Genomic DNA, 15,564 nt, shown 5'->3' with positions numbered 1-15,564 from the left:
AGGAGACATGATCGGTCGCCTGCGCGGCATCCTGCTGGAGAAGACCCCGCCCTTCCTGCTGCTCGAGGTGCAGGGCGTCGGCTACGAGGTCGAGGCGCCCATGTCCACCTTCTATCAGCTCCCGGCCCAGGGCGAGGAGGTGATGCTCTACACCCACCTGATCGTGCGTGAGGACGCCCAGCTCCTGTGCGGCTTCGCCAGTGAGAGCGAGCGGCGGCTGTTCCGCAGCCTGATCCGCGTCAACGGCGTGGGCGCCAAGCTGGCCCTGGCGATCCTCTCGGGCATGAGCGCCGACGAGTTCGCCGCTGCGGTGCAGGACGAGGACACCGCCCGCCTCACCCGCCTGCCCGGCGTGGGCAAGAAGACCGCCGAGCGCCTGATCGTGGAGATGCGCGACCGCCTGGCCGACTGGCAGGCCGCGCCGGCGGCGGCGCCCGCCGGCGAACCGGCGCCGGTGGCGGCCGGCGATCCGGTCAAGGAGGCGCTCACCGCCCTGGTGGCCCTGGGCTACCGCCCGGCCGAGGCCAGCCGGATGGTGGAAAAGGTGGACAGCACGGGCCTGGGCAGTGAAGATATCATCCGCGAGGCCCTGAAGGCCTCCATCAGCCGCTGACAGGGCCGCGCCCGCGCATGATCGAAGACGACCGCCTGATCGCCACCACCGCCCACGGCGCCGAAGACGCCCTCGACCGGGCCATCCGTCCGGCGCGCCTGGCCGACTACGTGGGCCAGCCGGCGGTGCGCGAACAGATGCAGGTGTTCATCGAGGCGGCCCGCTCGCGGAGCGAGGCGCTCGACCACGTGCTCATCTTCGGCCCGCCCGGCCTGGGCAAGACCACCCTCTCGCACATCATCGCCAACGAACTGGGCGTGAACATGCGCCACACCTCCGGCCCGGTGCTGGAGCGGGCCGGCGATCTGGCCGCATTGCTCACCAACCTCGAGCCCCACGACGTGCTGTTCGTGGACGAGATCCACCGCCTGAGCCCGGTGGTGGAGGAGATCCTCTATCCGGCCATGGAGGACTACCAGATCGACATCATGATTGGCGAGGGCCCCGCGGCCCGCTCCATCAAGCTGGATCTGCCGCCCTTCACCCTGGTGGGCGCCACCACCCGTGCCGGCCTGCTCACCTCGCCGCTGCGGGACCGCTTCGGCATCGTGCAGCGCCTGGAGTTCTACAGCACCGAGGATCTCACCCGCATCGTGACCCGCTCGGCAGGGATCCTCGAGGTGGCCATCGACGCCGACGGCGCCCGCGAGATCGCCCGCCGTTCCCGGGGCACCCCGCGCATCGCCAACCGCCTGCTGCGCCGGGTGCGCGACTATGCCGAGGTCAAGGCCGATGGCGCCATCACCGCCGACATCGCCCGCATGGCGCTGGATCTGCTCGACGTGGACGAGCAGGGCTTCGACATGATGGACCGCAAGCTGCTGCTGGCCATCATGGAAAAGTTCGGCGGCGGGCCGGTGGGCGTGGACAACCTGGCCGCCGCCATCGGCGAGGAACGGGGTACCATCGAAGACGTGCTCGAACCGTTCCTGATCCAGCAGGGCTTTCTGATGCGCACGCCCCGCGGCCGCATGGCCACGCCCAACGCCTGGCGCCATTTCGGCCTGCCGGCCCCGGCCGGCACGGCCCCGATTCCGGATCTGTTCGACGATGGCCAGACCGACTGAGGCCGAATCCACCGCCCGAAGCGTGACCGGGTTCCTTTGGCCGGTGCGGGTTTACTACGAGGATACCGACTCCGGCGGCGTCGTGTATTACGCCAACTATCTCAAGTTCATGGAGCGCGCGCGCACGGAACTGTTGCGCCATCACGGGTTCGAACAGGACGAATTGCGCGCGCGGGAAAAGGTGATCTTCGCCGTGCGTTCGGTTCAGGTGGACTATCTCGCCCCGGCCCGCTTCAACGACCTTTTGCAGGTGCGCACCGAAATCCTGCAGGCCGGGCGCGCCAGTCTCACCTTCGGCCAGGACGTGCTGCGCGAGGCCGATGGCCGCCTGTTGTGCCGGGGCGAGGTCAAGGTGGCCTGCCTCGACAGCGAAACCTTCCGCGCCCGGGCCATCCCGGACGCCATGCAGACCATCATCGAGGGGAGTCCACGCCGGTGAGCGCCGATCTGTCCATCACCCAGCTCGTACTCGACGCCAGCCTCGTGGTGCAGCTGGTCATGGCCCTGCTGCTCGTGGCCTCCTTGCTCTCCTGGACCGTGATCTTCCTCAAGTGGTCGGTGATCAAGCAGGCCCGCCAGGAGGCGGACCGCTTCGAGCGGCGCTTCTGGTCCGGGGCCGATCTGGGCGATCTGTACAAGCGCGTCTCGGCGCGGCGCGGCAAGCTCACCGGCATGGAGTCGATCTTCGAGGCCGGCTTCCGTGAATTCCTGCACCTGCGCAAGAGCGCGGTGGAGCCCCTGGCCCTGGTGCAGGGCGTGCAGCGGGCCATGCGCGTGGCCCTCAACCGGGAGATCGACAACCTGGAGATGCACCTGTCGTTCCTGGCCACCGTCGGCTCCACCAGCCCCTACGTGGGCCTGTTCGGCACCGTGTGGGGGATCATGAACGCCTTCATCGGCCTGGGCGCCGTGAAACAGGCCACCATCGCCTCGGTGGCGCCGGGCATCGCCGAAGCCCTCGTCGCCACCGCCATGGGCCTGTTCGCCGCCATTCCCGCGGTGATCGCCTACAACCGCTATTCCAACGACGTGGAGCGCCTGATCAGCCGTTATGACATCTTCGCCGAGGAGTTCTCCACCATCCTCCAGCGCCAGGCCCACACCGACCGCCAGGCGGGAGCCGCCGCATGATCGGGCACGGCTTCTCCGGGCGCCCCAGGCGCAAGCGCATGTCCGAGATCAACGTGGTGCCCTACATCGACGTGATGCTGGTGCTGCTGGTGATCTTCATGGTCACCGCGCCCATGCTCACCCAGGGCGTCAAGGTGGAACTGCCCGAAACCCGCGGCGACGTGGTGGAAACGGAAGGCCAGGAGCCCATCGTGGTCTCGGTGGATGCCGCCGGCCGGGTCTTCCTCAATCTGGGCGAGGCCCCCGACAGGCCGCTCGACGATGCCACGCTCCTGACCCGGATCAAGGCACTGCTGCGCCATCGCCGGCAGGCTACCGTCTACGTCAAGGGCGACCGCCACGTGCCCTACGGGGACGTGGTCAAGGTGATGGCCCTGCTCAAGCAGGGCGGGGTGGAGAAGGTCGGGCTGGTGACCCGCCTGCCGGACGAGGCGTGAGGCCGAAAGCCGTGCGCAGCCAAACGCCGCCAGGCGGAACGCCCTCGAAAAGGCCCTGAATCCCCATGTGGCAGGCCATCCGGCAACACCCCTGGGCCGCCGTGCTGGCGGTGCTCGCGCATCTGGCGATCCTCGCCATCCTGGTGGTCAGTTTCACCCGGCCCGCCCTGGAACCGGCCGGGCAGACTGCCAAGGCGCCGCCCGAGGCGGTCAGCGTCACCGCCATCGACGAGCGCCAGGTAGAGCGCGAACTGGAAAAGATCAGGGCTGCCGAGCGGCGCAAGCAGGAAGCCGCCCGCCGCGCCGCCGAGGCCCGCAAGCGCGAGGAGCGGCGCCTGGCCGAACTGAAGCGCCAGCGCCGGCTGGAGGAAAAACGCCGCCAGGAAGCCGAGCGCAAGCGCAAGGCGAAGGAAGCGGCCGAGAAGAAGCGTCTGGCGGAACTTGCCCGCCAGCGCCGGCTCGAAGAACGGAAGCGCAAGGAAGCCGAACGCCAGCGCCGCGAAGAGGAAAAGCGCCTGGCCGAACTCAAGCGTCAGGCGGAGGAAAAGGCCCGCCAGGCCGAAATCGCCCGCCAGGAAGCGGAACTGCAGCGCCGGCTCGAAGCCCAGCGCCAGGCCGCCGCCCGCCAGGCGGCCCGCCAGAAGGAAATCGACCGCTACCGCGCCGCGATCCGCCAGGCGGTCACCAACCGCTGGCACATTCCCGCCGGGGCCACGGCGGATCTGCGCACCGAAATCCGGGTGCGCCTGCTGCCCAGCGGCGAGGTGCTGGACGTGCAGATCCTGCGCGCCAGCGGCGACCCGGCCTTCGACAAATCGGTGGAAGCCGCCGTCTACCGGGCCTCGCCCCTCCCGGTGCCTTCCCCCGACTCGGGCCTGTTCGACGAATTCCGCGAAGTGATCTTCGCCTTCACGCCTCTGAACATGCGGTAGCGGGTAGCAGGGAACAACGTGGAATCCACGACCCTGACCAAATGGCACAACCCGTAGGAGCGGCGCAAGCCGCGAAAACGCGGTCGCAGACAGCACAACCCGCAGGAGCGGCGCCCTCGCCGCGACAGGCGGTAGCGGGGGCCGGGTGGCGGGTCGCGGGGAACACCGTGGAATCCACGACCCTGACCAAACGGCACAAACCCGTAGGAGCGGCGCAAGCCGCGAAAACGCGGTCGCAGACAGCACAAACCCGCAGGAGCCGTGCAAGCCGCGACAGGAACAGGACCGACGACTGCATGGATGCAACCGGCAGAGCGACGCAGGAAGCCAAAGCCGAGTGACGAGAAGAATCGAAGCCGGAGCGACAGGGCTTTCCCCTGGCCCTCGTCCCCGCATTTAATCCGAATGATGGCACGCCCAAAACCGAACACGAGGTGGAAAGACGCAACATGAAACGCCGATTCCTGATCCCCCTGCTGGCCCTCGGCCTGCTGCTCGCCGGCCCGGCGCGGGCGGTGTTGACCATCGAGATCACCCAGGGTGTCGAAGGGGCCTCGCCCATCGCCATCGTGCCCTTCGGTTGGCAGGGGCAGGGCGCGCCGCCGGAAGCCATGCACGAAATCGTCGCCGCCGATCTGCAGCGCAGCGGCTTCTTCGCGCCCCTGCCCGAAGCGGATCTGATCGCCCGGCCGGTGGATCCCCGTCAGGTGAACTTCGCCAACTGGCGGGCCCTGAACGTGGATCACCTGCTGGTGGGGCGCATGGCGGCCCTGCCCGACGGCACCTTCCAGGTGCAGTTCCAGCTGCTCGACGTGCTCAAGGGCACGCAACTGGCCGGCTACAGCATCCGCAGCCGCCTGCCCGATCTGCGCCGCACCGCCCACCAGATCAGCGACATCGTCTACAAGGCCATCACCGGCCGCCCCGGGGCCTTCGATACCCGCATCGCCTACGTGACGGTCACCGGCGATCGCAAGCAGCAGAAGACCTACCGCCTGGCCGTGGCCGACGCCGACGGGCACAACGAGCGCATCGTCTACGAATCGTCCCAGCCGCTGATGTCGCCCGACTGGGCGCCGGACGGCAAGCGGCTTGCCTACGTCTCGTTCCGCAACGGCCGCTCCGAGATCTACATCCAGAACCTGCTCACCGGCCAGGCGGAGCGGGTCGCCGGCTTTCCCGGCCTCAACAGCGCCCCGGCCTTCGCCCCGGACGGCCAGCGCCTGGCCCTGACCCTGTCGAAGGACGGCAATCCCGAAATCTACGTGATGGAGCTGCAGACCCGGCGCCTGATCCGAATCACCCGCAACTTCGCCATCGACACCGAGCCGGCCTGGACGCCCGACGGCAAGGCCCTGGTCTTCACCTCCGACCGGGGCGGCTCGCCCCAGCTCTACCAGGTGGCGGTGGGCCGCCGCGGGCCTGCCGGCCGGCCGCAGCGTCTCACCTTCGACGGCAACTACAACGCCCGGGCCGCCGTCTCGCCCGACGGCCGCCACATCGCCATGGTCCACCGCGAGGAGGGCCGCTTCCGCATCGCCGTGCTGGATCGCAAGACCGGGCGGCTGCGGATCCTCACCGACAATCGCCTCGACGAATCGCCCAGCTTCGCCCCCAATGGTAGTATGATCATCTACGCAACCGAGGACAATTACCGGGGCGTGCTGGCTGCCGTGTCGGTCGATGGCCGGGCCCGGCAGCGGTTCCGCCTGCAGACGGGCGACGTCCGCGAACCGTGCTGGTCACCGTACAAGCGCTGATTCGAATCCATCGCACGCAATGCCAAGGAGCCACTTCATGGGAACCCTCACGCGCATTATCCTCGTCGCCGGCCTGCTGGCGCTGGCCGGCGGTTGCAAGTTCGCCCCGGTGAAGAAGTCCGGCAAGGACATCGAGCCGCCTCCGCCGGTAGCCGAGCAGCCGGCCCCCGAAGCGCCGCAGGAAAAACGCTACGTGATCGGTGAAGAAGCCTCGCTGGACGTCAGCGCGCTCGCCGATCCGGCCAGCCCGCTGGCCAAACGGGTCATCTATTTCGAACTCGACAGCAGCCAGGTGGACGAGGAGGGCCGCGACATCATCGGCCGCCATGCCCGATTCCTGGCCGCCCATCCCGAGCTGTCCATCGTGCTCGAAGGCCATGCCGACGAGCGGGGCACGCGGGAATACAACCTCGCCCTCGGCGAGCGCCGGGCCAAGGCGGTCCGGCAGTTGATGGTGCTGCAGGGCGTCGATCCGAAGCAGATCCAGGTGATCAGTTTCGGCGAGGAACGCCCGGTGGCGCTGGACCACAACGAAGCGGCCTGGCGGCTCAACCGCCGGGTCGAGATTCTCTATTCGGGGTACTGATCCATGCCGGGAACCGTCATCCGCGCGCTGCCGCTGCTGCTCGCCTGTGCACCGCTGACCGGGTTGGCCGCCGAGGCGGCCGGCACTGCCACCTCGCTCGAGGCGCGGGTCGCCCGTCTCGAACGCCAGCTCGACAACCGCGGGCTGGTGGACATCCTGCTCAAGCTGGAGACGCTGCAGAACACCGTGCAGCAACTGCGTGGCGAGAACGAGGTGCTGGCCCACAAGCTGGAAGAGATGAAGAAACGCCAGCGGGATCTGTACCTCGATCTGGACCGCCGCCTGGTGCAGCTCGAGCGCCGCGGCGTGGCCGCCGCGCCGGCGGCCGGCAGCGAAACCCCGGCGGCCACCCCCGCCGAGCCGGTGGTGGACGAAACGCCGGCCGCCGTGGCCCCCCCGGCCGTGGTCAGCGGAGGCAAGCCCACCACCGCCACCCGCCGCACCCCGGCGCCCGCGCCTCGGGGCCCGGTGGTGGCGGCGGCCAGCGAAACCGAACAGCAGGCCTACCAGCAGGCCTTCAACCTCCTGCGCGAACTCAAGTACGACAAGGCCAGCGAAGCCTTCCGCCGGTTCCTGAAGACCTATCCGGACGGCCGCTACGCCCACATCGCCCAGTACTGGCTGGCCGAGACCGGCTATGCCCAGCGCAAGTTCAGGCAGGCCATCGCCGACTATCAGGCGCTCATCGACAAGTACCCCGACAGCCCCAAGCTGGCCGAAGCCCTGCTCAAGATCGGTTACAGCCAGTACGAGCTGAAGAACTACGCGGCGGCCCGCGAAGCCCTGGAGCGCCTGATCGCCAACTACCCCGGCACCACCGAAGCCGGCCAGGCCCGCAACCTGCTGCGCAAGATCCGGCTCAAGAGCGGCAAGTAGGATTCGTCGCATGATCGGGTCCGATCCTCTGCGCAGGCTGTAGGCCGGCTCAAGTGCAGCGGAGCCGGCAAAAGGCATATCATCCCGATATGGCGGCTCCGCTGCGCTTGAGCCACCCTACGTCCCTGCGGCCGTAGGTCACGAAACGACCTGCCTGCCTTGAGGGTTTCGTGCGTGTCTCAGAGTGTCGGGGGATTCGCAACGGTTATCCAAGGAGCATGACGTGAGCGGATCCGATCGTCTGCGGATCAGCGAGATTTTCCTCTCCCTGCAGGGCGAGAGCCGCAGCGTCGGCTGGCCCACGGTGTTCGTGCGCCTCACCGGCTGCCCCCTGCGCTGCGGCTACTGTGACACCGCCTACGCCTTCCAGGGCGGCGAATGGCAGACCATCCCGGCGATCCTGGATCGTGTGGCCGACTACGGGGTGCGCCACGTCACCGTCACCGGCGGCGAACCGCTGGCCCAGAAAGCCGTCCTGGTGCTGCTCAACGGCCTCAACGAGGCCGGCTACGAAGTCTCCCTGGAAACCTCCGGCGCCCTGGACATCGCCCCGGTGGATCCCCGCACCGTCATCGTCATGGACATCAAGACCCCCGGCTCCGGCGAGGTCGAACGTTTCTGCGCCGACAACCTCGAACATCTCAAGCCCCTGGACCAGGTCAAGTTCGTGCTCACCGATCGCGCCGACTACGACTGGGCCGTGGCCCGGCTCGACGAATACCGCCTCCCCGAACGCTGCGAAGTCCTCTTCTCCCCGGCCTTCGGCCAGCTCCAAGCCCGCGACCTCGCCGACTGGATCGTCCACGACCGCCTGCCGGTCCGCTTCCAGATCCAGCTCCACAAACTCCTCTGGGGCGACGAACCGGGGCGCTAGTCTCGATTTACGTTGGTGGAAAAAACGCGGAGGCCGCAGAGGCGCAGAGGACGCAGAGATACGTTGTTTGTTGTATTGTTGTCATTCCGAATGTGACGAAAAAATGATTTTCGGCTTTACCTTATTTCACCTCTCGGCGAACTCTGCGCCTCTGCGGCCTCTGCGTTTTTTGCAGTATGCCAGGAAAGATCTCCATGACTGACGAGTCAAGACAACCCAAGGCCGTCGTCCTCGTTTCCGGCGGGCTCGATTCGGCCACGGTGCTGGCCATTGCGAAGGAGCGGGGGTATGCCTGTCATGCCCTCAGTTTCGATTACGGCCAGCGCCACCGCTGCGAGCTGGAGGCGGCGCGGCAGGTGGCGCGGGCGGCCGGGGTGGTGGCGCACAAGCGGATCACCCTGAATCTGGACGAGATCGGCGGTTCGGCCCTCACCGATCCGGCCATTGCCGTGCCCGAGCAGCCGGGGGAGGGGATTCCGGTCACCTACGTGCCGGCCCGCAACACGGTATTCCTGTCCCTGGGCCTGGGCTGGGCCGAGGTGCTGGATGCCGAGGTCATCTTCGTCGGCGTCAACGCGGTCGACTATTCCGGCTATCCCGACTGCCGCCCGGCCTTCATCGAGGCCTTCAACCGCCTCTCGGCGGTGGCCACCAAACGGGGCGTGGAGGGCCGCCCGATCCGCATCGAGGCCCCACTCATCCACATGGGCAAGGCCGAGATCATCCGCGAAGGCAGCCGCCTCGGCGTGGACTACGCGCTCACCGTCTCCTGCTACAACCCCGACGCGGAATGCCGGGCCTGCGGCCGCTGCGACGCCTGCCGCCTGCGCGCCGCCGGCTTCGCCGAAGCCGGCGTGTCCGATCCCACCCTTTATCAATGACGGCGGCGGTGGTCGGGAAAACACCTGTAGGAGCGGCGCAAGCCGCGATGAACAGGGCCGAGGGACGAGTGGCGAGGGCCGAGGTTGTCGAAGCCAACCAACCAGTTTTTCCTCGGCCCTCGTCCCTCGCCACTCGTCCCTGCAGGGTTCGCGGCTCGCGCCGCTCCTACAGTGCCGATTCAGCCAAAAACATTGCAAATCGCAATATCCACCACCCCTGAATCCCCTCCAGCTTGGCGCCCGGGCGGCTAACCCCCTAGAATTCCCGACTTCCGCCGTCGGTGGCTTGCCACGAGACCGGACGGCGCGGTTCGCATTTCCCTTTTTCCGCATCACACTGGGGTGAGGTTGTCATGTCCGAGACTTTCCTTTCTGCCCACATGGAGGTCCTGCTGGCGGTCTTCGCCATCGCCTTCGTCATGGGCGCCATCGTCAACAAGACCAATTTCTGCACCATGGGCGCCGTGTCCGACTGGGTCAACATGGGCGACACCGGCCGCTTCCGGGCCTGGATCCTGGCCATGGCCACGGCCATTCTCGGCGTGACCCTGCTCGAGGCGGGTGACGTTCTCAGCGTCGAGAAGACCCTGCCGCCCTACCGGGGCAGCAACTTCGCCTGGCTGGAGTACGTGTTCGGCGGCATCCTCTTCGGCATCGGCATGACCCTCGGCTCCGGCTGCGGCAACAAGACCCTGGTGCGGATCGGCGGCGGCAACCTCAAGTCCATCGTGGTCTTCGCCATCATCGCCGTGTTCGCCTATTTCATGATCAACCCCTTCCCCGGCACCGACGCCACCATCTACTCCCTGCTGTTCTATCCCTGGACCAACCCGACCACCGTGTCCATGGCCGGTCCCCAGGATCTGGGCAGCGTGGTCTCCCGCCTCGCCGGCGGCGAAGTGGACATGCTGCGGCTGGTGTTCGGCCTGCTGCTGGCCGCCGGACTGCTGTTCTTCGTCTTCCGCTCGCGGGATTTCCGGGGCAACTTCGACAATGTGCTTGGCGGTCTGACCGTGGGCCTGGCCGTGCTCGCGGCCTGGTATGCCACCGGCAGCCTGGTGCAGATCGACGCCGACGGCGATCTGCTGAGCTGGGCCGACTACGCCAGCGCCGAGAACTGGGACATGCTCGAGGACGATGCCGACGCCCGGCCCCGGGACGTGGGCGTGCAGTCCTTCACCTTTATCAACCCCATCGGCCAGACCCTGCGGCTCTTCCTCGAGAACTTCGACTTCTCCTTCGTGACCTTCGGCATCGCCGCGGTGCTGGGCGTGATCCTGGGCTCCTTCGCCTGGGCGCTGGTGTCGAAGAGCTTCCGCATCGAATGGTTCGTGAACGTGCGCGATTTCGTCACCCACGTCATCGGCGCGATCCTGATGGGCGTGGGCGGGGTGCTGGCCCTCGGCTGCACCATCGGCCAGGGCATCACCGGCGCCTCCACCCTGGCGCTCGGCTCCTTCCTGGCCTTTGGCGGCATCGTGCTCGGCTCGGCCCTGACCATGAAGATTCAGTACTACAAGCTGGTCTACGAAGACGAGGCCAGCTTCGGCAAGGCCCTCGTCACCGCCCTGGTGGACTTCCGTCTGCTTCCCGGCGGCCTGCGCCAGCTCGAGGCGATCTGAGTCTTTTTCGCAGTCTGCTGCAAGGGAACACGGCGGGCACGGCAACGCCCGCCGTGTTCCCTTCCACCCACCCGAAAATGTCTCCCCCGGCACTTTGCCTTTCCGGCCAAGTCGGGTAAAATGCCGGCCTTTCTCGCGGGGCGTTAGCTCAGTCGGTAGAGCAGTTGGCTTTTAACCAATTGGTCGTAGGTTCGAATCCTACACGCCCCACCAACTTTAGGGACGAGTGGCGAGGGCCGCGGGCCGAGGGAAAAGCGCCGCCACCGTTCCAGCTCTGAGTGTCCCGTTTGATCTCTCCCTGACGCTCTGCCACCATAGCCCCACGTCCTCTCGGACTGCTTCGGGGAATCGCCATGCGCATCGCTTTCATTCCGGGCCTCCTTCTGGCCGCGCTGCTTGGTGCCTGTGCCACGAGCAGGATCACCAATGTCTGGTACGACCGGGAGAACCCTCACCCGCCGGTGCGCAAGGTGCTGGTGCTGGGCGTGGCCGAGAACGAACGGGATCGACGGCTGTTCGAGGATGCCCTGGTGCGGGCGCTGGAACGGGACGGCGTGGCAGCCGCATCGGCCGCCCGGATCCTGCCGCCGAGCAGGGAGCCGACCCGCAGGATGATCGTCGATGCGGTTCGCCGGCACGGCTTCGATGCGGTTCTGATCACCCGGGTGGTGGCCGTGGACGAGCAGTCCTACTACTACCCGCCCACGAGCACCTATACCTATTCCCCGCCGCCCATGTACCGGGACATGTGGGCCTACTATCCCCGCGTGTCCGACAGCTATTCCACCACGCCCGGCTATTCGGTCAAGGTGGAAACCGTCCGGCTGGAGAGCAATCTCTACGATGCCGGCAGCAACAGGCTCATCTGGTCGGCGGCCTCGGATCTCTACGATCCCCGCGCGGAGGATCTGCGCAAGGTCTTCGACGAACTGGCCAGCCGCTTCCTCGCGAGCCTCGAACGAAGCGGCCTGGTGGCGAAGAAGAAACCGTAGGCCGGCTCTGATCCGGCCTGCGCACTGTAGGAGCGGCGCGAGCCGCGAAAACACACCTCATCGCGGCTCGCGCCGCTCCCACCAAAGGATCGTGTCAATACGATTTTGCGAATATTAATCGTCTCAAAATGGTTTTACCGCCCGCCCTACACCCGCCCCACACCGGCCCGGTTTGTGTCAGCACAATTTTGAGATATTTAATAATTGCAGGTCGCAGGGGGCGATCAGAACAGCCTTGCGTTGATCCACATGTGCACCCAGATGCTCGCCGCATAGCCCAGGGCGATCACCGGGGTCCACTTGAGGTGGCCGAAGAAGGTATAGCGGCCGCGGGCCTGGCCCATCAGGGCCACGCCGGCCGCCGAGCCGATGGACAGCAGGCTGCCGCCGACCCCGGCGGTGAGGGTCACCAGCAGCCACTGGCCGGTGGGCATGTCGGGGTTCATGGTCAGTACCGCGAACATCACCGGAATGTTGTCCACGATGGCCGACAACACGCCCACGGCCACGTTGGCGGCCGTGGCGCCCCACTGGGTATACATCACCTCCGAGGCCACGGCCAGGTAGCCCAGGAAGCCCAGTCCGCCCACGCACAGCACCACGCCGTAGAAGAACAGCAGGGTGTCCCATTCGGCCCGGGCGATCTTGTTGAACACGTCGAAGGGCACCACGTCGCCGAGCTGGTCGGCCTGCACGTGGGGATCGCGGTTGTGGGTCTTGCGCAGGTAGTAGCCGAAGAACTGCAGGTAGGCCAGGCCGGTGAGCATGCCAATCACCGGCGGCAGGTGCAGGAAGTTGTGGAAGGACACCGCGGTGACGATGGTCAGCAGGAACAGCAGGATGATCCGCTTCGCGCCGCGGCGCATGGGCACCACCTCGTCGCTGGCCGGCGGCTGTTCCGCGGGCACGGCGAAATGCATGATGGCGGCCGGTACCAGGAAGTTCACCATCGCCGGCACCAGCAGGGCGAAGAAGGTGCCGAAGTCCACGATGCCTTTCTGCCAGACCATCAGGGTGGTGATGTCGCCGAAGGGACTGAAGGCGCCCCCGGCGTTGGCGGCCACCACGATGTTGATGCAGCCGAGGGTGATGAAGCGGCGGTTGTCGCCGCCCACGGCCAGCAGCACGGCGCACATCAGCAGGGCCGTGGTCAGGTTGTCGGCCACCGGCGAGATCCAGAAGGCCAGGATGCCGGTCAGCCAGAACAGCTTGCGGAAGCCGAAGCCCTTGCGGATCAGCCAGGCCCGCAGGGCATCGAAGACCTGCCGTTCCTCCATGGCGTTGATGTAGGTCATGGCCACCAGCAGGAAGAGCATCAGCTCGCTGTATTCCAGCAGGTTGTGGCGCACGGCTTGCTCGGCCGCGTGATCCAGCCCGTGCCGGGCATAGACCACCGCGATCATCGCCCAGATGATCCCCGCGGCCAGGATCACCGGCTTGGACTTGCGCAGGTGGGTGAATTCTTCCGACATGACCAGCAGATAGGCCACCACGAAGATGGCCAGGGCCGCGTAGCCCACCGGATGGGCGGTGAGATCCAGCCGGGTCGTTGCCCCTTCGCCGGCCCAGGCGGCGGCGGGGACGAGGATGAGGAAGAGCAGGGGGAGCAGTCTTTTCACTTCGGTATTCCGCAGAGCTGGGGGCCCGGCGGCCACCGCCGGGCCGTGAACACGGGACGGGGAATCAGAAGACGAGGTTCATCATGATCATCATGACCACGATGAACAGCACGGTCATGATGCCACCGGCGCGCATGAAGTCGGGCACCCGATAGCCACCGGGCCCCATGATCAGGGCGTTCACCTGGTGGGTGGGGATGAGGAAGGAGTTGGAGGTGGCAATCGCCACGGTCAGGGCGAACACCGCCGGGTTGGCCCCGGCACCGATGGCGATGTTCACCGCCAGGGGCACCAGCAGCACCGTGGCGCCCACGTTGGACATCACCAGGGTGAAGAAGGTGGCCAGCACCGCCACCGCCGCCTGGATGACCCACACGGGCATGTCGCCCACCACCGACAGGGTCTGCTCGGCGATCCACTTGGCGGTGCCCGAGTTCTCCACCGCCATGCCCAGGGGGATCAGGCTGGCGAGCAGGAACACGGTCTTCCAGCTCACGGCCTCGTAGGCCTCCTCGATCTTGAGCACGCCGGACAGAATCATGCCGATGGCGCCGGTGAGCAGGGCCACCGAGAGGCGCAGATCGGTGAACAGCACCAGCGACAGGGCGATGCCGAAGAAGATTCCGGCCCAGCCCACCTTGTGCGGGCGCAGTTCCTCGTGGGGGTAGTCGGTGGTCACCACCACGAAGTTGCGATCCTTCTCCAGCCGCGCCAGGGCATCCCACGGGGTGTGCACGATGAGCGTGTCACCGGCCTGCAGGGGCATGTCGCGGATGCCGTCGCCCTCCCGGTAGGTCTTGCCGCCCCGGTGCAGGGCCAGCATGGAGATCCCGTAGGTCTTGCGCATCCACACGTCCCGGGCGCTCTTGCCGATCAGCTTGGAGCCGGGCGGAATCACGATCTCGGCGATCCCGGCCTTGGTGGCGGCCAGCACCTCGGTGAAGGTTTCCAGATCCGGGCGGACCTCGAGGCCGTATTTCTCGGCAAAGGCGCGGGTGGCTTCCGGCGAGCCGATCACGCCGAGCACGGTGCCGGCGTCGATGCCCACGTCCCGGGCCACGCCGCCGGGGCCGATGCGCAGATCGTCCGGTCCGCGCTGCAGGGCGATGACCCGGATCCGGCAGTCATGCTCGATCTCGTCCAGCGACATGCCCACCAGGGGGCTGTCCGAGGGGACGACCATTTCCTGCAGGGTATAGTCCAGCTGGTAGGTGTCGCGGAAATAGTCCATGGTGCTGCCGGCCTTGGCGCCGTCGATCTTGCTGGTCACCGGCAGCACGAACCGCCCGGCGAGGATGAAATAGAGAATCCCGGTGGCCACCAGCGCGAGCCCCACCGGCGTGACCGAGAACAGCGACCAGGTGTTCATGGTCTCCCGGCCCTGGGCGGCCAGGGCCTCGTTGGAGGTGAGGATCAAATCGTTGAGCAGGATCAGGGGGCTGGAGCCGACCATGGTCACGGTGCCGCCGAGAATGGCGCAGAAACCCATGGGCATCAGCAGGCGCGACATGGGCAGGCCGGAACGGGCCGAGATGCGGCTGACCACGGGCAGGAACAGGGCCGCGGCGCCCACGTTCTGCATGAAGGAAGAGATGATGGCCACGGTGCCCGAGATGATCGGGATGATCCGGGCTTCGGTCTTGCCGCCCACCTTCAGGATGAAGGCCGCCACCTTGCTCATCAGCCCCGTGCGATCCAGGCCGGCGCCGATGATCATCACGGCGATGATGGAGATCACGGCATTACTGGCGAAACCGTCGAACAGCCGATCGGTGGAGACCAGACCGGCCTCCAGGCCCATCAGCGGATAGAAGAGGGTGGTCAGCCCCAGCAGCACCATGATGGTCACGGCCGCCACGTCCACCTCCACCACTTCGAAGGCGAACAGGTAGATGGTCAGCAGCAGGATGCCCATCACCCAGGCGATCTCCAGGGTGGGCACCAGGTTGCCCAGCCACAGGGCCGCGGCCAGGAAGACCAGCGCGGCGATGCCCAGGCGCACGAGGCGGGGCGGGAGATGGGTGGTGGAGTCGGTCATGTCGGTGGCGGGCGTCTTGTCGGCGGTCGTCGGCATGTCAGGCAATACCACTGCTTGTTGTACACGAGAGGGGGGTGCACGGGGCACCCCTGCCCGCCGGTCGGAATGGGGCCGGCGGTCAAGAGGAGAATCTACA

The 15,564-nt window shown here is 67.0% G+C and carries 15 protein-coding genes and 1 tRNA gene; 14 read left to right on the top strand and 2 right to left on the bottom strand.

Annotated features, from left to right (window positions below; genetic code table 11):
• Positions 1-7 precede the first annotated feature (7 nt).
• The 14 genes from ruvA to ACZ5BH_RS01335 all read left to right on the top strand — a co-directional run bounded on the left by ruvA (position 8) and on the right by ACZ5BH_RS01335 (position 11,771).
• Entirely contained in the window at positions 8-613 is a 606-nt protein-coding gene (gene ruvA / locus ACZ5BH_RS01400) for a Holliday junction branch migration protein RuvA (protein ID WP_464890139.1), read from the top strand.
• Positions 614-630: 17 nt separating this feature from the next.
• Complete coding sequence (gene ruvB, locus ACZ5BH_RS01395) at positions 631-1,680, top strand: Holliday junction branch migration DNA helicase RuvB (RefSeq protein ID WP_464890138.1); 1,050 nt, start codon at positions 631-633, stop codon at positions 1,678-1,680.
• The gene (gene ybgC / locus ACZ5BH_RS01390) at positions 1,664-2,119 is read left to right on the top strand and encodes a tol-pal system-associated acyl-CoA thioesterase (RefSeq protein WP_464890137.1); all 456 of its coding nucleotides are present in this window, start codon (positions 1,664-1,666) and stop codon (positions 2,117-2,119) included. Before ruvB ends, ybgC begins: the two co-directional genes overlap by 17 nt.
• Positions 2,116-2,811 carry a protein TolQ gene (tolQ, locus tag ACZ5BH_RS01385; RefSeq protein WP_464890136.1) on the top strand — a complete coding sequence of 232 codons (696 nt, stop codon included), beginning with the start codon at positions 2,116-2,118 and terminating at the stop codon, positions 2,809-2,811. The genes ybgC and tolQ overlap by 4 nt, the downstream gene beginning before the upstream one ends.
• A 38-nt stretch (positions 2,812-2,849) precedes the next feature.
• Positions 2,850-3,248, top strand: a complete 399-nt coding sequence (tolR, locus tag ACZ5BH_RS01380) for a protein TolR (protein ID WP_464890135.1) — start codon at positions 2,850-2,852, stop codon at positions 3,246-3,248.
• A 65-nt stretch (positions 3,249-3,313) separates the two neighbouring features.
• Positions 3,314-4,180, top strand: coding sequence for a cell envelope integrity protein TolA (gene tolA / locus ACZ5BH_RS01375; protein ID WP_464890134.1), 867 nt, complete (start codon positions 3,314-3,316; stop codon positions 4,178-4,180).
• 449 nt (positions 4,181-4,629) lie between these two features.
• Positions 4,630-5,940 carry a Tol-Pal system beta propeller repeat protein TolB gene (tolB, locus tag ACZ5BH_RS01370; protein WP_464890133.1) on the top strand — a complete coding sequence of 437 codons (1,311 nt, stop codon included), beginning with the start codon at positions 4,630-4,632 and terminating at the stop codon, positions 5,938-5,940.
• A 37-nt stretch (positions 5,941-5,977) separates the two neighbouring features.
• Positions 5,978-6,526 carry a peptidoglycan-associated lipoprotein Pal gene (pal, locus tag ACZ5BH_RS01365; protein ID WP_464890132.1) on the top strand — a complete coding sequence of 183 codons (549 nt, stop codon included), beginning with the start codon at positions 5,978-5,980 and terminating at the stop codon, positions 6,524-6,526.
• A gap of 3 nt (positions 6,527-6,529) precedes the next feature.
• Positions 6,530-7,402 (top strand): tol-pal system protein YbgF, encoded by an 873-nt coding sequence (ybgF, locus tag ACZ5BH_RS01360; protein WP_464890131.1) that lies wholly within the window; start codon positions 6,530-6,532, stop codon positions 7,400-7,402.
• 223 nt (positions 7,403-7,625) lie between these two features.
• Positions 7,626-8,276 (top strand): 7-carboxy-7-deazaguanine synthase QueE, encoded by a 651-nt coding sequence (gene queE, locus ACZ5BH_RS01355; protein WP_464890130.1) that lies wholly within the window; start codon positions 7,626-7,628, stop codon positions 8,274-8,276.
• Between the two features lie 194 nt (positions 8,277-8,470).
• The gene (gene queC / locus ACZ5BH_RS01350) at positions 8,471-9,157 is read left to right on the top strand and encodes a 7-cyano-7-deazaguanine synthase QueC (protein ID WP_464890129.1); all 687 of its coding nucleotides are present in this window, start codon (positions 8,471-8,473) and stop codon (positions 9,155-9,157) included.
• 380 nt (positions 9,158-9,537) lie between these two features.
• Positions 9,538-10,779 (top strand): YeeE/YedE family protein, encoded by a 1,242-nt coding sequence (locus ACZ5BH_RS01345; protein ID WP_464891238.1) that lies wholly within the window; start codon positions 9,538-9,540, stop codon positions 10,777-10,779.
• Positions 10,780-10,916: 137 nt separating this feature from the next.
• A tRNA-Lys gene (locus ACZ5BH_RS01340) sits at positions 10,917-10,992 on the top strand.
• Between the two features lie 140 nt (positions 10,993-11,132).
• Positions 11,133-11,771 carry a hypothetical protein gene (locus tag ACZ5BH_RS01335; RefSeq protein ID WP_464890128.1) on the top strand — a complete coding sequence of 213 codons (639 nt, stop codon included), beginning with the start codon at positions 11,133-11,135 and terminating at the stop codon, positions 11,769-11,771.
• 224 nt (positions 11,772-11,995) lie between these two features.
• Here ACZ5BH_RS01335 and nhaD read toward each other — a convergent pair whose 3' ends face one another.
• On the bottom strand, positions 11,996-13,390 hold the full coding sequence (nhaD, locus tag ACZ5BH_RS01330; protein WP_464890127.1) for a sodium:proton antiporter NhaD: 1,395 nt from the start codon (positions 13,388-13,390) through the stop codon (positions 11,996-11,998).
• 64 nt (positions 13,391-13,454) lie between these two features.
• Positions 13,455-15,428, bottom strand: coding sequence for an SLC13 family permease (locus ACZ5BH_RS01325; RefSeq protein ID WP_464891237.1), 1,974 nt, complete (start codon positions 15,426-15,428; stop codon positions 13,455-13,457).
• Positions 15,429-15,564 lie beyond the last annotated feature (136 nt).

The sequence above is a fragment of the Thioprofundum lithotrophicum genome (genome assembly GCF_055387065.1).
The sequence above is the reverse complement of the archived record's forward strand: the minus strand, read 5'-3'. Positions and strand labels throughout refer to the sequence as shown.

Excerpts from the sequence above, each read along its gene's own strand:
- tolA (WP_464890134.1), top strand. The coding sequence starts at position 3,314 with ATGTGGCAGGCCATCCGGCAACACCCCTGGGCCGCCGTGCTGGCGGTG.
- ACZ5BH_RS01325 (WP_464891237.1), bottom strand. The coding sequence starts at position 15,428 with ATGACCGACTCCACCACCCATCTCCCGCCCCGCCTCGTGCGCCTGGGC.
- ruvA (WP_464890139.1), top strand. The coding sequence starts at position 8 with ATGATCGGTCGCCTGCGCGGCATCCTGCTGGAGAAGACCCCGCCCTTC.
- tolB (WP_464890133.1), top strand. The coding sequence starts at position 4,630 with ATGAAACGCCGATTCCTGATCCCCCTGCTGGCCCTCGGCCTGCTGCTC.
- ACZ5BH_RS01345 (WP_464891238.1), top strand. The coding sequence starts at position 9,538 with ATGGAGGTCCTGCTGGCGGTCTTCGCCATCGCCTTCGTCATGGGCGCC.
- queC (WP_464890129.1), top strand. The coding sequence starts at position 8,471 with ATGACTGACGAGTCAAGACAACCCAAGGCCGTCGTCCTCGTTTCCGGC.
- tolR (WP_464890135.1), top strand. The coding sequence starts at position 2,850 with ATGTCCGAGATCAACGTGGTGCCCTACATCGACGTGATGCTGGTGCTG.
- ACZ5BH_RS01335 (WP_464890128.1), top strand. The coding sequence starts at position 11,133 with ATGCGCATCGCTTTCATTCCGGGCCTCCTTCTGGCCGCGCTGCTTGGT.
- ybgC (WP_464890137.1), top strand. The coding sequence starts at position 1,664 with ATGGCCAGACCGACTGAGGCCGAATCCACCGCCCGAAGCGTGACCGGG.
- ruvB (WP_464890138.1), top strand. The coding sequence starts at position 631 with ATGATCGAAGACGACCGCCTGATCGCCACCACCGCCCACGGCGCCGAA.
- pal (WP_464890132.1), top strand. The coding sequence starts at position 5,978 with ATGGGAACCCTCACGCGCATTATCCTCGTCGCCGGCCTGCTGGCGCTG.
- ybgF (WP_464890131.1), top strand. The coding sequence starts at position 6,530 with ATGCCGGGAACCGTCATCCGCGCGCTGCCGCTGCTGCTCGCCTGTGCA.